Below are 16932 nucleotides of genomic sequence, written 5' to 3' on the forward strand. Positions count from 1 at the left end.
ATGCATTTATGGAAAACAAAATAATAGAATTTGTCAATATCTCAAAACATTTTGGAGCCATCAAAGCAAATCAAGATATTAATATAGAAATTGAAAAAGGTAAAATACATGCCTTAATTGGAGAAAACGGTGCCGGGAAAAGCACCTTAATGTCAATTCTTTTTGGTATGTATGAACCTGATTCAGGGATGATCAAATTTAAAGGGTCACCCGTTTCTATTAAAGATCCTAACTTTGCAAACAGCCTGGGAATAGGTATGGTTCACCAACATTTTAAGTTGGTAGATGTTTATACTAACCTTGAAAACATAATTATGGGTGATGAGATAAGTAATCCAAGTTTGACAATAAATTACAATTTTTCAAGAAAAAAAATTGAACACATTCAAAAAACATTTAATTTAAATTTTGACCTAGATAAAGTTACAGGAACTGAACCTGTTTCTGTTCAACAAAAAGTCGAAATCATGAAAATGCTTTACAGAAACTCGGACATCCTGATTTTTGATGAACCAACAGCCGTACTGACTGATGAAGAAATAAATGGCCTTCTTGAAACTTTTAAAATTTTCAGAAAAGAGGGTAAAACAATTCTTTTCATCTCTCACAAACTAAGAGAAATTAAAGAAGTTGCTGATAATGCAACCGTGATGAGACATGGTAAAGTTGTTAAAAACTTCAAAGTTTCTGATGTTACTATCGAGGAGATGGCTGACATGATGGTTGGTGAGAACTTTGTCGAAATCAAAAACACAACATCGGGTGAAGTTGACTCAAACAGCCCCGTAATTCTTGATATTCAAAATGTCTCCACAGAAGGAGTTAAAGGGCTTAAAAATCTAAATCTTAAAGTACGTGCAGGTGAAATTGTTGCAGTTGCTGGTGTGGATGGAAATGGACAAAAAGATCTCGAATACGTAATAAGTGGAATGATAAAACCAACAAAAGGACGCATTCTTTTACGTAAAACTCCACTTATCGAACAAAATCTTAAAAAAGTTTTTGCTGAAAAAGATAAAAAAATAAAATTCCATTTCGTTATGTGTGCAGTTTTATTTGTTTTATCGATAGCAACATTATTTTCAGGTCTTCTGGCTTTTGGGGATAAAGACATATCTTCCAAAGTTGGTCTTGTAATTATTTCAATATTCTTATTATTTATTTTTATTTTACTTTCTTCATTCACTGCTTGAAGATTTATAAAACATACAAAAAATAAAAATATTGAATCTGAAACTCCAGACTATGTGGAAATTTCTAACTATTCTGCATTAGACATCTCAAAACTCGGATTTTCATTTATTCCTAGTGATAGACACAAACATGGTTTGGCTCTTGATTTTACAATCAAAGAAAATACAATTTTAAGAAGACTTTGAGATAAGAAATATTTTAAATGAAGTGTTTTCGATAAAAACTCGATTCAAAAAGCTACAGATGAAATAATTGAAGCATTTGATGTCAGAGGAGCTCAACACGGAAGGTCTAAATCCAGATCGCTTTCTGGTGGAAATCAACAAAAATTCATTGTTGGTAGGGAGATGCTTTCTGAGCACGACTTCATTTTAATTCTTCAACCAACTCGTGGTTTAGATGTTGGTGCTATTAAAAACATTCACTCTAAAATTATTGAAGAAAAAAATAAAAATAAAGCTGTGCTGCTTATTTCTTATGAATTGGACGAAATTCTAATGTTAGCAGATACAATTGCCGTTATTAACGGTGGTGAAATTAATTTCACAAAAAATATCAAAGAGTTAACAAGACAAGAAATTGGTATTTACATGTCAGATAAAAAATCAGGAGGCAACAATGACAATTAAAGAGTTCATAGTTAAACCTTTTATTTCTGATGATGCAAGAACAACTCGAAGAAGAACTTATTCTTCTATTTGAGCAGTTGCGATTGGAATCATTTTCTCAGCGTTTTTTTACGGTTTTTTAAATAGCGATGCAGAAGAAAGCGCCAACCCAATTCTTTTCATTAAAGAAGTTTTTACTGTACCTTTTGGGACACAAAACAGAAAAACAGATTTCACAATCTTCTTATTAATTTTCTCGTTTATCGGGTTAGCTGTTGCTTTTAGCTTTAAATCCGGTTACTTTAACATTGGGGCCTCTGGTCAAATGTTACTTCCTGCAATCATCGTGTTTTCGGTTGCTATTAAATACAGAATTGAAGTATTTTCAGTATCATTTTTAGCCGTAGCCATGATCATATTCATTTTTGGTGGAGCCCTTATTGGAGCACTCGCAGGATTTTTTAAAGCATATTTCAAAATTCATGAAGTAATTTCAACAATTTTTCTTAACTACATAATTACATACATTGCTCTTTATTTATTTAAAAGAACAAACCACGTATTTTTCAGCCCTGGAGAAGATCCAAGCATCGTCAATACTTTCCTTGACAATTCAACAGGAACGGCGACATTCTTGATCTCTGATAGTACAAGATTCATTTTTATTGTTATTGGTATTGTCGTTCTATTATCTCTTTGTTTTGGTCTTTTCTTCATTAACAAAAAAACTAAAATGGGATACAAAATTAGAATGATCGGAACAAACCCAACAAATGGTGAATATGTTGGTGTTGATCAAAAATTGCTCACATTATTAGTTCTTGGATTCTCAGGAGCACTATCTGGACTTGGTGGATTCTTTTATTTTGTAATTAAATATAAAAATATTGGTCATGAAATTGGAACAGGACCAATTCAAATCGGTTTTGAATCAATTGCAATTGCACTTCTTGCTTTAAATAGTTCGATTGGAGTTATTTTTTCTGGCGCATTTTATGCAATTTTAAAAACAGCAGAGCCAATTCTACAAACAACTGATGAAATCGCACCTGTAAAAAGTGAGTTCTTCCAACTTATAACAGGAGTTATTATTTTTATGAGTGCTCTTGCGTTGATGCTCTACTACTTTAGACCAATTGATTACTTAACTAAAAATATGTTGACAATTGCATCTAGAGATGGTAGAACTAAATATATTAACTATAAAAAAGCAAAATACAAGTTTATTGTTGCTAATTTAGGTCATCTAGTGAACTTATTCTTTAATAATATCTCTCTTCAAATTAATTATATTTTTGAAAAGAAAAGACTTGATAAAGAAGTGTATGCTATCATGAAAAAAGCATCACAAGTTGATCAGGTAGAGAAATCGGAACAAGCATCTAAAGATTTAAAGAATCAACTTTACAATGAAGTAGCAGCAAAAAGAAGAGAGTTTAACATTAAAAAAGAATCTTCAGGGATTCATGATTACCGTGAATTTAAAAGCAAGTGAACCTCTCATCTTAAAATCTTGAAAAAAGACTACAATGCATTCAAAAATAACAAGCTAGATAACTTTAGAATCAAACTTTTAGGAGTAAAAGAAGGAGCAGAAAATGGAAGTCTTTAGCATAATCGCTGGAAATGGTTGATTAATTTTTGTAATTCTGCTCTTAGGTACAATTTCGGGGATTTATTCTGAAAGAGCAGGAATTGTCAACATTGCCATTAACGGGTTTATGATTTTAGGAGCCGTTTCATACACAATCATAAGTGTTATAGGAACGAACATCATTAATGATAAACAACCTATATCAATGTGACACCAAATTTATACCATTCCTTTAGCAGGTTTAATTACAGGTATTTTTGGATTAGTTTTTGGTTTTGCAACCATCAAACTAAAAAGTGACCAATCAATATCAGGTTTTGCAATCAATATTTTAGCTTTAGGAATTGGTGCTGTTACACTATTATCATTAAGACTATTTCAAAATGAAGGTACAGCAGTTACCAATTACTCAAGTCCTGAGTTGGCATGAGAACAATCGACAATCTCACTTAAAAACATTGTTTCATATAAAACAGTACTTTTAATAATTGTTGCTGCAGTATCATTCTTTTCATTATGAAAAACAAAGTGAGGTTTACGTTTTAGAGCTGTAGGAGAAAACCCTCAAGCAGTGGACGTCGCTGGAATTAATGTTTATAAAATTAAATGACAAGCAACTTTTATATGTGCCGTTATTGCAGGAATTGGTGGAGCAATTTTTGCTGTTTCTAACTTAACAGAGTTTTCGATAACTAAAAATCCAAGAGGACTAGGGTTCCTTGCTCTAGCAATCATGATTACAAGTAGATGAAAAGTAACATATGCCATTCTCGTTTCATTTGTTTTTGCGATGTTATCATCAATTTCAATCTACGGTATTACACAAGTAAAAGCAATCGCTACATTCAAAGATTTATTCTCGCTAATTCCTTTCGTCATTGTGTTTGGGATTCTGCTTTCGAGCAGAAAAGGAAGCGTTGGTCCTGCAGCAGCTGGTATACCATACGACAAATCCAAACGTTAAATGTTTAAATCAAAACCAAAGCATGCAGCTTTGGTTTTTAATAAACAAAAACACACCTCAAAGGTGTGCGATTTCATTTTCTAGACTGTTTACAGTCATCATATATCAAAAATTTTTATCTTGTGCCATTCTACGAGCAAAAAATAAATTAGATCATCATGTATAAATATCAAAAATCATTTGTGGTTAATTTCTCTTCGGTGATATTATGACAATATGAAAGATGATGCACAAGTTTGGTTAAAAGTTTTATTTCATGGTTTAGCTTCTAAATTATAAATATAGTATTACTTGATTTTTAAAATTTTCACATTCGTGCCATATTTTTCTATATTTTTTCAAATTTTTCAAAGTACTTGATTTGATCAACAGTAATACAGCACTTCTATTGCTATAAAATAAACATAAAAAGGCATCAGAAGCACAAAAATATCTGAAAGAAAATCATTTTTTTTCAAGAATGCAAATGTCGATCCAACTGTATTCCCTGGTACTAATACTGAATAAACGAGTCAGGCACGACAAATTTGCTCATACGAAAAAAAGAAAATGCTAAATAAATCTTTTTTAAATGTAGGCAATATGTATTCAAAGAATAATTTAGTTTTTCCGTATCCTAATAACCTTAAATACTTCACTTCCGTCATATTTACATTATTAAAAGTTTCTGAAATCTTTTTGGCATTGCTCTTTACCTGTGAAATTATTAAAACTCAAACAAGAATAAACTCAGTATTACCAAGCAAGTTGAGAATCGAAAATACCATTACTGTCGGAATAATTCTCAAAATAAGACATCAAATTTTCAGAAAAAAACTAACGGCTTTGTTATTAATGTTTTCAGCCATAAAATACCCAATCAAAAGTGATATAGCTGCAGAACTGATCAAAATGTAAATTGAATTTAAAAACATTTGAGATAAATAATTAAATCAATTCACTTCTTCATGACTTTTTCCTGAAAAAAATTCAAAAAATACTATTTTGAACTGCTTAAGGTCAAGTTGTGTAAATTGAAAACTTATTAATGATCAAATCAATAATCCAGTATTTATAAAAACAAAAATTCACCAAAAAATACGTTGAATATTCTTTTTAAATCAAAAGAACTTTATGTTATCTGAATCTAAAATTCTTATTTTTTCGACAAAAGTGTTATATATAAATGAAAAAAGTTCAAGCAATCCAATGATTATCGCTAGGAATAAAAGTGTTATTGATAAATTTCCAAATCCTCGTGTTCCACTGTATAAATTAAACATTTGACCGTATCCTGAAATACCGACAGCACCTAAAATACTTGCTCATCTAATGTTCGATTCAAGTGAGTAAAAATAGTAAAGAATTATTTTTTGTTTATTTAACAAGACAATCGAATTTCAAAAACTTCTTCATCTACCTTGACCTAAATTAATCATTTCTCAGTAATATCTTGAATCGCTTGACTCGAAAACGCCTATAAAATAGCGATGCAATCATAACCAAGTAAATCAAAAATAAATTAGTGATGCAGCAAGATAAGAATTAGATGAGCTTGTTATTAATGTAATGAAAAAGAAAATGGGTAAACACCTAAAAAGTATCACTATGATTTTGGGGATCAAACTCCATTTACTTTTCCATAAATTATTACAAGAAATAAAGCTTGTGAAAAGAGCTGTCGCAAACCCTGTCACTGTCCCTAGAAAAACTGTTTGCAGCGTCCTTTTAAAAAGTGAAAAATTGATTGATCAAAGACTCACATCTTGGTAGTTTTTGTAGTCCTGTGAATTAAGTGTAAAGAGTTTGCCAAGATTGCTTCAAACAAAACTTAAGTATTGAGACTGAAAAAAGTAATCAAACTTCAGAAATGGATAAATCACTCAAAACAGTAGTGCAACAGTTAATACTAAAATAAGGGCTAATCTCTTATAAGTATAATTCTCTAATTTCTTGTTCGTAATCATCAAAGTCTTTTTTCTCAATAATCTTTTGAATTGATCCATTTTTTAAAAGAATTAGTTTATCACAAAAAGCTGTTGCTAGTTGCACATCGTGAATGCAAATAAAAACAGATCTTGAGTTATCCTTAAATTCTCAAAGCATTTCCATAACAGTTCTTGAAGTTTCAGGATCTAAGTTTGCCGTCGGCTCGTCAGCAAAAATTAGGTTTTTGTTTTCCAAAAGTACCCTTATTAAGTTTACTCTTTGTTTTTCACCACTCGAAAGGCTTGACATGGTATTGTAAATTTTTCTTTTTATTCCCGATCGATTTAAAAGATATTTGAATCTCCTATTTTGTTCACCTGTTAAACCAGCAAGAGCCCGATAAAAAAGATTTTTGTATCCTCTAAAGTTTCTCATAACGTTGAGCTGTGCTGATTCAAATCTGTATTGAATGAAGTTTTGTGAAAAATAACTTACCGAATTTTTGAATCCTTTAGAATTTTGAGCTAAGCTTGTAAAAACACTTTTATTAAAGTTTTTATCATTTAATATTTGTTCAATAATCGTTGTTTTACCTGCTCCACTAGGACCGATGATTCCGACCATTTCATTGGTGTTTATTGAAAAACTGACGTCATTCAGTATTGTTTGATTGTTAGTTTTATAGTTTAAATGCTTTATTTGTAATAATAAATTATTTTGTTGCTTTATCATATTTTTCTTGAATGCTTAATCCGTTGTCTGTTACTGCTTGGTAGCCAGAAAATCCGACGTATCTGCTATACTTGTCATTCATAGTTGTGAACTTTTGAACGATTCTATTTAGAGTATCTGAATCAATATCTTTTCTAGCTGCTACAATGTTGTATGGTATTGCCTCTGTAACAACTAAGATGTTTAAGTTTTGGTTATTTGCATTTTGATATCTTTTGAAGTATTTTTCTTTACTTTGTGTTCAAGCAAATGAATTTTGGTTATCAAAAGCTATATTAAACCTTGTACCTTCTTCATTTAACTTATCAGGTTTACCACTTACGAAAAGTTCAGGATGGTTTTGTATTTCCAGAGCAAGTGTCGTAAACTTATCTCCTTCTTTGTTGAAATGCTTTTTAAGTAACTTTTCAGGCAATGTGTATTTTGAACCTGAATCAGCATCTCCGTGTACGATCCCGTACGATCTGAATTTACTTCAATCTTTATCATTTCAAGCTTTTGTAATTTTTACCTTTAGTTCATCATCAGCAGAAATTAATATCATTCCACGTTGATAAGTTACCTCAGCGTCTGTGTAAAAATTACTGTATGTTGCCCCATCTCAATTTTCCTTAGCTCACTGTGAATAAGGTTTTTTGTGAAATTCTTCATTGGTTTTTGTTGCAATTTCTACTAATTTATCTGTGCTACTTCCATCACTATATTCTGCATAATCTTTATCGTATTTAAATGCTCTTGTTTTTGTGCTTAAAATAATTTTTAATTGCGATTTTAAAGAGTCATCTAATGACTGAAAAGCTGAAATTGAGCTAATGGCAAACTGACCTTCATTTTTCAAGACTGCTTGTAAAGCAGGTGCTCCCTTTAATTCTTGAAAGTTCATTCTTAAACCTGTAGGTTCAAATTGCTTTTCTAGATCTTCTTTTAATTCCTCAAAGTTAGTTCCTGCAGGTTCGACATAAAATTTCAAAACTCTTTCTTTTTTATCATCGCTTTGCTGCGTTGTGCATGAAGCTGCAGCAAAAGGTAAAATTCCTAAAGCAGGAAATAATAAAAAATTCATTTTTTTCATATAAAAAAATCTCCCTCTTGCTACAGGAGATTCAAAATGAAAAAGACGTCCTCGCTACGCTGGTATTAACCAGATCAGCTCAAAGAGTATTTCTCAACCCACATTTGTGAGTACCCCTGTACATTTATAATTATAAAACATCAAAATACTTAACAAAACAATATAATTGATAATCATGAGAATAATTGCAGGAAAATATCGTTCTAGAGCAATAGAACAGCCAAAAACGGATAAAACAAGACCAACAACCGACAAAGTGAGAGAAGCAATTTTTTCGAGTATCCAATTCGATCTTCAAGACTCAGTTTTTCTAGATCTTTTTTCAGGATCAGGAGCTTTTGCCATCGAAGCAGTTTCAAGAGGTGCGATGAAAGCAATAGCGATCGAGAAAGATCGAGATGCTTTTCTAACTTTATCTAAAAATCTAAAAAGCTTACATGTTTCAAACGTAGATATTCACAAAATAGACGCTTTATCATACCTTTCGAGTTCAAAAGGTCTAAAGTATGACTTCATTTTTATGGACGCACCTTTTGCTGAATACGATTTAATTAATAACTGCTTAAATAGCATAAAAACAAATCAAATTGTTTCAAAAAATGGTTTAGTAATTTTAGAAACAGATAATCCTGAACAAATAAAACTACCAAGTGGAATGGTAGTTCAAAAATCAAAAAAATACGGAAAAATCAACGTTTTATTTATAGCTGAATTCTAGTCCAGCTTCTTTTAAAATATCGCTCAATATTTCATAAATAAATTGATTATACCTTGTGTTTGACTTGCGATAGAAATTTTCATAGTCATGAAAAACAGAATAGATCAACTCTAGAAAAGTTTCATCTAACCTTTCTTTGCCGTGCAAAAAGCAAAGAAAGGTTTTTTTGACAAAATCAAAGTCTGTTATTTGGTTATGACTTTTGCAAACACCACAAAAATAAAGTTGTGGCATGATTCCTTGATTTTCTATTAAATTAGCCAACATTATTAAAAATATTTCTGTATTTTTGCCTTGCGACATTTTACTAATGAGACTGCAGTACAGATCAAAAAATGAATTTTTATTATTAATTGACAAAGCAATTTTTTGGATTTTCTTTAAAAACTTTGCACTTTGAGAATCCGAAAAAGAAACAGGTATTTCGATTGAAGCTTTTTTCAATTTTCCAATCTTTTTATTTAATCTAGCCTTAAAAAACTCAAGATTAATCACAGACATCAACTGCAAATTCGCTCTATTCTTGCTAGTAGGTTTATCAAGACCTTGAGCATATAAAGTAAACTGACCATTTTCGTTTAAAAACGTCGCTAAATGAGCGTTATTATCATACCTTTCCAGGCGAATCAATAGAGCTTTTTGAGTCGTTTCTGCCATGTAATAATTATATTTTTTTACTCTAAAATATATTAAAATATATATTACTTATTACATAAGTTATATAAGAGGTTCTTATGATGATAGAAGAATTAAAAACATTATTTGTTTCTGCACTAATTGGTGTGCCAGGTGTTGCCAGAGTACACAATGTAAATTCTGATGAAGTTGTTTCAAATCTTGAAGACGCGATTAACGTTAGACTAGATAATAAAAGTTACATTTTCAGAGCTGAAATTTCAGTTATGCAAGGTGTTTACACAAAAGGAATCGTTGAACAAATTTACAAACTAATCAACTTTGAACTTAAGAAGAGAAAAATTAAAAAATTCGATTTAAAAATAACCATAAAAGGAGTTATTCATGAATAAAATTAATGGTAAGGACTTTATTAGGTTCATCACTTCTGGGGCAAATGCCTTAATTAATTCAAAAAATAAGATTGATGCATTAAACGTTTTTCCTGTTCCTGATGGTGATACAGGTACAAACATGGCGTCAACCATTGAATATGCAATTCAAAACATTGACAAGAATGAAAATGACATTTCTAAAGCAGCATCTGATCTTGCAAAGAAAATGCTTTTTGGTGCTCGTGGAAATTCAGGTGTTATTTTAAGTCAGATTTTCAGAGGTTTTTCGCAAGCATTAGGCGAAAAAATTGAAGCATTTCCTAAAGATTTAGTTTTAGCTTTCGAAGGAGCTTACAAAAAAGCTTACGGAGCAGTATTAAAACCGATCGAAGGAACAATGCTAACTGTAATCCGTGAAACATTTGAAGGCTTAGAAAGAGAAATAAAAGTCAATAGAGATGTCAATATCGAAGACTTTTTTAAAAAACTGAAAGAAGTTTCAAGAAAATCATGTGATGAAACACCAAACAAATTAAAGATTTTACGTGAAGTAGGTGTAACTGACAGTGGTGGTGAAGGACTTTTCACAGTTTTTGAGGGAATGTATCTTGCATCGATTGGTCAAGATGTAACTCTAAACGCTAATGGATCTGATGAAGCTACATTATTTATTAGTGACACAGAAGTTTATGACGGAGAATTTGGTTATTGCACTGAATTTATTATCGAATTAAACGATGAGAAGAAATTCAACAAAGAAGCATTCACAAAGGTAATTCAAGAGTTTGCAAACTCGCTTGTTGTTGTTCAAGATGAAAAAATAGTTAAGGTGCATGGTCACGTTTTAAAACCAGGAGACTTGCTAAATGAAGCTCAGAAACACGGAGAATTTTTAAAAATCAAATCTGAAAACATGACACTTCAAGCCAACAACTCTAAAGCAACAGCAGTTGAAGCTCAAGTAGCAGACTCTGAAGATGAAAAACCAGCAGAGTGTGGAATTGTTTCATGTAACTTAGGTTCGGGGATTATTGAAAGAATGCATGAATTAGGATGCGACTACGTCATCGAAGGTGGCCAAACTCAAAACCCAAGCGCTCAAGATATCCTTGATGCCATTGCAAATGTAAATGCAAAAACAGTATTCATCCTTCCTAATAACTCAAACATCATGTTAGTTTCGCAACAAGCAGCACAAGTTGTTAACGATAAAAATGTAATCGTAGTACCAACAAAAACACAGGTTCAAGGTCTTGCTGCTATTTTAAATTTCAATAAAGAAAATTCTGAAGAAGATAACCTAGAAATGATGACAGAAGCAATTGAAGATGTTCTTTCAGGAGAAGTAACTCAGGCTGTTAGAACAACCTCAATAAATGGTGTAAATATTAAAGAAGGTGATTTTATTACAATTCACAAAGGAAAAATTACATCTTCAAACAAAACACCTTATCAAGCAGCAACTTCTTTAATCACACAAATGCTTGACAACCCTGAACGTGAGTGAGAACTCCTTACAATTTATTACGGAGATCTATCTTCAGAAGCTGATGCAATTGAATTAGAAAGTTGAGTTCAAAATAAATTTGATATTGATGTTGAAATTGTAAATGGTGCTCAACCTAATTACCACTTTTTAATCGGAGTAGAATAATGAATAAAAAACCAATAATCGTAATAGATGCAAACGGAAATGACCACGGTCCGTCTGTAATCGCACAAGCAATATCGGAGTTTCTTAACGAAAATCCGAATTTTTCAATTTATATAGTCGGAGATAAAAAAGAACTCGATAATCACTTGTTAAGTCAAGTTGACCAATTCGACTTACATATAGTAGACAATGACAAAATTGCTAAATTATCAGAGAATCCAAGACTTGTTTTAAAAGAAGATAGTTCAATGAAACAAGCACTTGAGCTTTTCAAAGAAAAAGAGGCAGACGCTTTCATTTCAAGTGGTGATAGTGGATCTTTATTAACACTTTCTACTTTTATTGCAAAAAGAATTGATGGTGTTTCAAGGCCTGCCTTCATGCCTTTTTTTCCAACAATTCAAGGTAGAAGGTTTCTACTTTTAGATGTGGGAGCAAATATAAGTGTGAAACCTGAATTTCTTTACGAATGAGGTATTGTTGCTAGCGAGTACTCAAAAGCCATGCTAGGAACAACAAACCCAAAAGTTGCACTTTTAAACATTGGTACAGAATCATATAAAGGACCTGACTTTATTCAAGAGGCTAAAAAAATGCTTGAAGAGTCAAATTTAAACTATCAAGGTTTTACAGAATCAAAAGAGCTTTTAAGAACGGATATGGATGTTATTCTTTGTGATGGTTATGCTGGAAACATGGCGCTAAAAGCATATGAAGGAGCACTTCTTTCAGTTAAAGACTTGCTTGAATCTTCGATAAAAGCAAAGGTAATTAGAATGATTGGATACCTTTTAGCAAAAGGTGCTTTTAAAAATCTTGCTAAAAAAATTGAGTTCAGAGATATAGGTGGAGCTTTTGTAGTTGGAATTAATGGTATTGTAATTAAATCCCACGGATCAAGTGATAAAAGGCAATTCAAAGGAGCAATTTATCAAGCTAAAAAAGCCATTGAAACAAACTTGCTCCAAAAAGTAAAAGATGCAACAAAAGACAAAATCAACAATGAGAGTTAAAACTCTTGAAGAGTTTTTTCACCAAAACAAAATAGAACCAAAATCACATTTACCATATATAAGTGCAATAACACACCCTTCATATAAGACTAAAAACAAAAACATAGACACTTACCAAAGACTTGAGTTTTTTGGTGATGCGATAATTCAATTTCTTGTTAGTCAATATATTTACATAAATTTTTCAAAACAAGACGAGGGCTACTCTTCTTCGCTAAGAGCTAATGTTGTTGGAACTAAAACGTTAAGCGAAGTGTCTCAGAGAATCGGACTACCGTTACTTTTAAAATCGCCACAAGGCAAGGCAGCCTCTGATGCAAAATCATCAGCTAAGGTTCAAGCAGACCTTTTTGAGGCAATGACAGCAGCAATTTACATTGATCAAGGAATGGTGAAAACCAAAGAGTTTTTAACCACTCATTTATTCCCTTGAATTGAAAAATTTCACCAAAATGATAATAAAGACCCAAAAACAAAATTACAGGAATATTTCCAGAGTTTTTCACGTGATAACATTACTTATGAGTCTGTAGTGCAGCAGGATAAGACATTTTTGGCTAAAGCTCTACATGATGGACAAACTTTTGGAATTGGTACTGGAAAAAGTAAAAAAGAAGCGCAAACAAACGCAGCTATCGATGCATTAAAGAAACTTAATGTCTAAGGAGCGATATGAAATTAATTAAAGTAGAAGCCCACGGTTTTAAATCGTTTGCAGATCCTATCTCGCTAAATTTTGATGGTGGTGTTGCTGGAGTGGTTGGGCCTAATGGTTCAGGTAAAAGTAACATAAATGATGCCATTAAATGAGTTTTAGGTGAACAAAGTTCTCGTGAATTACGTGGTGATTCAATGGAAGATGTTATTTTTGCTGGATCAAAAACAACACCTGCAATGAATAAAGCTGAAGTAACACTTACTTTTGACAATAGAGCTAAAACTTCTTCTTTTGATACAGACTTTGTTACTATTACAAGGGTAATCAAAAGAGGAAAAGGAAGCGAGTACTTAATTAATGGTCTTCCTTCGAGGCAAAGAGATATTAAATCTCTTGCAATGGAAACAGGAATTGGTAAGTCTTCATTAGCGATTATTTCGCAAGGTACGGTTTCTGATATTGCAGAAGCAACAGATGAAGAGCGTAAATATATTTTCGAAGAAGCTGCTGGTGTTTCGAAGTACAAACATAACAAAAAAGAGTCAGAGAAAAAGCTGGAAAAAACTGAAGAGGGAATTGAAAAAATCGAAATAGTAATTTTCGAACTTGAAAAGCAGTTAAACCCTTTAAGAAAAAAAGCTGAAAAAGCTTCAATCTATTTAGAAAAGTCGGCACAACTTAAAGATGTAGAAATTGCATTATTGGCATACCAAATAGAGCAATACACAGAAAAAGTTTCATCTTTAAGCAAAGAAATTGAGGGTGTCGAAGAAGCAAGATCTGATTACAACACAAGAATTGATGAAATTGATTCTCAAATCAAAGCACACAACACTTTAAAATCAGAGCTAAAATCAAGAATATCAGAACTAAGACATGCTAGAGATATTTTGAAAGACAAAATTAAGCAATATGAAATAGCAGAAGCTCAAAACAAAGAAAGACAAAAACTAATAACCCAAGGGTTAATTCAAGTTTCTTCAAGTGAACAGATTTCTAGCTTCATTCAAAGATTAGAAGAATTAAAAGCTAGAATTAATCACGACAGATCAGAAGAAGAGAAATATAAAAAGATTCTTGAAGCAGCATCCAATGAAGAGACTACTTTATCAACCAAAATTAACGATTTAGAGTCGCAAAAGAAAGTAGAAGCCCAAAAAGTTGCCTCAATTCAAGCCAGACTGGATGTTTATAAAGAACAAAAGGAATCGGGAGCTAACTTGTTTAAAGGGACAAAAACAGTTCTATCAAATAAACATCATTTCAAAGGTGTTAGAAATATTGTTTCTGAGTTGATAAAAGTCGAAAACACCTATGCGCAAGCAATAGAGACTATATTAGGGGCAGCACTACAACATGTTGTTGTTGATAGTTCTGAAACAGCCGTAAACGTTGTTAATTTCTTAAAAAGAAACAACGGAGGCCGTGCGACATTTATTCCTTTAAACACAATTCAACCTAAATTTATTCGGGAAGACCACTTAATAGCAATTCAATCGCAAAAGGGAGTTGTGGGTATCGCAAGTGATCTGGTGCAAATGGAACCTAAGTTAGATATACTTAAGAAGTACTTACTCGGAAATGTTATTGTAGCTGAAACTATTGATTTTGCAAATTCAGTTGCAAAAGTGATGGACAACAGATATATGGTTGTGTCTTTAGACGGGGATGTTGTTAGACCAGGTGGAGTTATCGTGGGTGGTGAATCTGCCAAAGGTAATAACTCGCTTCTAAATGCAGATGACAAAATCAAAGAGCTTGAAAATCTGTTGCCACAGATTAAATTATCAATGTCAGAGAAAACGGAAGCTATTAATAAGCTTTTAAGTGACAGAAGTGTTCAATCTGAGTACAAATTCAAAACAAGCAACAAATTGTCCGAAATTAGACAAACTATTAATCAAAATCAAAACGAATATAACGAAACAAAACAACGTTTAAGTTCGATTACGAACGAAGAAATCAAAATCAAAGAAAGCTTATCACAAGCAGAAGCCAATATGCAACTTGTGAAATCAAAGCTTTCAGAAATTGAAATAGAACATGAAGCAAAAAGTGCTGCTTATGAGCAATTAGAGTCCGACATCAATACTTTAAGAATTAAAGTTGATGGTTTAAGATATTCATTAAAAGAACTTGAAAAGAATTTCGGAACTAACATTGCCGAAAATGCACGTTTAAAAATGCTCCTAGAGCAAGCTCAAGACAGAATCGTTCATCACTACAAAATCACTTTTGAACATGCAAAGGAAAATTACAAATTAGAACTTCCTCTTGATCAAGCTATAGATTTTGTTGATAACCTTAAAGCTGAAATAGAAGAATTGGGTAATGTCGATATTGATTCAATTGAGTTATTCAAAGAAGTCGAAGATAAGTACAATAACTACACAAGAGATCGTGATGAACTTGTCGAGGCTAAAAGAATAATCGTCAGTGCGATTGCTGAAATGGATAAAATCATTGTTACAAGATTGACACAAATTGTTCATGATGTTAATGAAGAATTTAACAATGTATTTACTACTATGTTTGGTGGTGGTTCAGCTCATATTGAATTCACAGACAAATCTGACATCCTTGAATCAGGAATTTCGATTTCTGCCCAACCACCAGGCAAAAGCGTTAAAAACCTTAAATTATTTTCAGGTGGCGAGAAATCACTGATTGCTATTTCGTTGCTTTTTGGTATTCTAAAAGCAAGACCTCTTCCTTTATGTATTCTTGACGAGGTGGAAGCAGCGCTTGACGAAGCCAACGTTGTTAGATATGCTGAATATCTACAAGCCCTTAAAGAAAAAACGCAGTTCCTTGTAATCACGCATAGGCACGGAACAATGTCAAGGGTAGATCAGTTATTTGGTGCTACAATGCAAAAAAGAGGTGTTACAAGCTTCTTTACACTTGAATTAGCACAGGCAAAAGAGTTAGTTGAAGATACTCAACAAGAAGTTCAATAGATTTTGCTAAAGATACATCAAAAGACCTATAATAGGTCTTTTTATTTAAATCTTAATCTTCGTTAAGGCTAAACAAAAAAACTCACTTCTGTGAGTTTTTATTTTGAAAATCTTAGTATGTAAGATAGAAGCAGTACATAATCAATAAACAAATCGTAAGCCTTGAAAAGACCTGATTTTCACATTTCTTTAAAAGTAGCGTATTGATAAAATGCTTGTTCTTTTTTGATTTGATTTATTGTGAATACTGAAGAAGCTGAAATCAGTAAAATACCGATTACAGTAATTGCATTAAACATAAGTGATGATCTTATGAATATATTTAGGATAACCAAAAGTACGAATGGTATGAATAAAAAGAAAGTTAATGTTGATAGTTTTTGTAAATTCACTAGCTCAAAATAACCAATAATTCCTGCTACAAAAATTATCAAAGCAGGAGTGGTCAATATTGCACCCATTCAAAATAAGTTATCTCCATTCTGAAACGAAACTTTATCGACGATAGTTACCGAAATGGTGAATGAGAAATAAACAACTACAATTGGCATCAATATAAATAACACCATGTTATTAATTTTAGTTCTAAAGAATGCCAGCAGAATATAAGCAATAAGACCTGGTAACAATATTCCTAAATAGGCAAATGGATGTTTGTATAGAAAATACTCTATAGTAGGCTTGATTGGACCTAAAAACAAGAACATAAGCCCTGCAAAGAATAAAAATAATAAACCTACGAACATCATGACAAGTCCTTGATATGAGATTTTTGATGTTCTTTCTTTAATGTCTTGGATAATCATATATCAATTTTATCACTTTATTATTTCAAATTAAAAACTCA

General features: G+C 31.9%; 14 protein-coding genes and 1 riboswitch. Of the genes, 9 read left to right on the forward strand and 5 right to left on the reverse strand.

Annotated elements, in window-relative coordinates; translation table 4 throughout:
- Positions 1-8: 8 nt before the first annotated feature.
- Genes K4L35_RS03045 through K4L35_RS03055 form a run of 3 tightly spaced genes read left to right on the forward strand, consistent with a single transcriptional unit; the run spans position 9 to position 4360 of the window.
- On the forward strand, positions 9-1823 hold the full coding sequence (locus tag K4L35_RS03045) for an ABC transporter ATP-binding protein (RefSeq protein ID WP_221617460.1): 1815 nt from the start codon (positions 9-11) through the stop codon (positions 1821-1823).
- Positions 1813-3414, forward strand: coding sequence for an ABC transporter permease (locus K4L35_RS03050; RefSeq protein WP_221617461.1), 1602 nt, complete (start codon positions 1813-1815; stop codon positions 3412-3414). Before K4L35_RS03045 ends, K4L35_RS03050 begins: the two co-directional genes overlap by 11 nt.
- A complete protein-coding gene (locus tag K4L35_RS03055) occupies positions 3401-4360 on the forward strand; it encodes an ABC transporter permease (protein WP_221617462.1) in 960 nt (319 codons plus the stop codon). Before K4L35_RS03050 ends, K4L35_RS03055 begins: the two co-directional genes overlap by 14 nt.
- A 287-nt stretch (positions 4361-4647) precedes the next feature.
- On the opposite strand, the gene K4L35_RS03060 is transcribed toward K4L35_RS03055, so the two are convergent.
- The 3 genes from K4L35_RS03060 to cypl form a co-directional block, all read right to left on the reverse strand.
- The gene (locus K4L35_RS03060; RefSeq protein WP_221617463.1) at positions 4648-5778 is read right to left on the reverse strand and encodes an ABC transporter permease subunit; all 1131 of its coding nucleotides are present in this window, start codon (positions 5776-5778) and stop codon (positions 4648-4650) included.
- A 490-nt stretch (positions 5779-6268) separates the two neighbouring features.
- Positions 6269-7000, reverse strand: coding sequence for an ATP-binding cassette domain-containing protein (locus K4L35_RS03065; protein WP_221617464.1), 732 nt, complete (start codon positions 6998-7000; stop codon positions 6269-6271).
- The gene (gene cypl / locus K4L35_RS03070) at positions 6981-8072 is read right to left on the reverse strand and encodes an ABC transporter thiamine pyrophosphate-binding lipoprotein p37/Cypl (protein ID WP_221617465.1); all 1092 of its coding nucleotides are present in this window, start codon (positions 8070-8072) and stop codon (positions 6981-6983) included. The genes K4L35_RS03065 and cypl overlap by 20 nt, the downstream gene beginning before the upstream one ends.
- Positions 8073-8106: 34 nt before the next feature.
- Positions 8107-8200, reverse strand: a riboswitch (TPP riboswitch).
- Positions 8201-8247: 47 nt separating this feature from the next.
- Here cypl and rsmD point away from each other — a divergent pair.
- The gene (rsmD, locus tag K4L35_RS03075) at positions 8248-8790 is read left to right on the forward strand and encodes a 16S rRNA (guanine(966)-N(2))-methyltransferase RsmD (protein WP_370629444.1); all 543 of its coding nucleotides are present in this window, start codon (positions 8248-8250) and stop codon (positions 8788-8790) included.
- Here rsmD and K4L35_RS03080 read toward each other — a convergent pair.
- Positions 8770-9447 (reverse strand): recombination protein O N-terminal domain-containing protein, encoded by a 678-nt coding sequence (locus tag K4L35_RS03080; RefSeq protein ID WP_221617466.1) that lies wholly within the window; start codon positions 9445-9447, stop codon positions 8770-8772. The genes rsmD and K4L35_RS03080 overlap by 21 nt on opposite strands.
- Before the next feature lie 77 nt (positions 9448-9524).
- Here K4L35_RS03080 and K4L35_RS03085 point away from each other — a divergent pair, with 77 nt between their 5' ends.
- The 5 genes from K4L35_RS03085 to K4L35_RS03105 are packed head-to-tail and all read left to right on the forward strand — an operon-like array spanning position 9525 to position 16085.
- Positions 9525-9818: a hypothetical protein gene (locus K4L35_RS03085; RefSeq protein ID WP_221617467.1), complete on the forward strand. Its 294-nt coding sequence runs from the start codon at positions 9525-9527 to the stop codon at positions 9816-9818.
- Positions 9811-11454: a DAK2 domain-containing protein gene (locus K4L35_RS03090; RefSeq protein ID WP_221617468.1), complete on the forward strand. Its 1644-nt coding sequence runs from the start codon at positions 9811-9813 to the stop codon at positions 11452-11454. The genes K4L35_RS03085 and K4L35_RS03090 overlap by 8 nt, the downstream gene beginning before the upstream one ends.
- Complete coding sequence (gene plsX / locus K4L35_RS03095; protein WP_221617469.1) at positions 11454-12467, forward strand: phosphate acyltransferase PlsX; 1014 nt, start codon at positions 11454-11456, stop codon at positions 12465-12467. The genes K4L35_RS03090 and plsX overlap by 1 nt, the downstream gene beginning before the upstream one ends.
- Positions 12433-13131 carry a ribonuclease III gene (gene rnc, locus K4L35_RS03100; RefSeq protein ID WP_221617470.1) on the forward strand — a complete coding sequence of 233 codons (699 nt, stop codon included), beginning with the start codon at positions 12433-12435 and terminating at the stop codon, positions 13129-13131. Before plsX ends, rnc begins: the two co-directional genes overlap by 35 nt.
- An 8-nt stretch (positions 13132-13139) precedes the next feature.
- Positions 13140-16085 (forward strand): AAA family ATPase, encoded by a 2946-nt coding sequence (locus K4L35_RS03105; RefSeq protein WP_221617471.1) that lies wholly within the window; start codon positions 13140-13142, stop codon positions 16083-16085.
- 98 nt (positions 16086-16183) lie between these two features.
- Here the strand turns inward: K4L35_RS03105 and K4L35_RS03110 are convergent, their stop codons facing one another.
- Entirely contained in the window at positions 16184-16891 is a 708-nt protein-coding gene (locus K4L35_RS03110) for an MAG0110 family membrane protein (RefSeq protein ID WP_221617472.1), read from the reverse strand.
- Positions 16892-16932 lie beyond the last annotated feature (41 nt).

The sequence above is a fragment of the Mycoplasma sp. Ms02 genome (assembly GCF_019720735.1).
GTDB lineage: Bacteria > Bacillota_I > Bacilli_A > Mycoplasmatales > Metamycoplasmataceae > Mycoplasmopsis.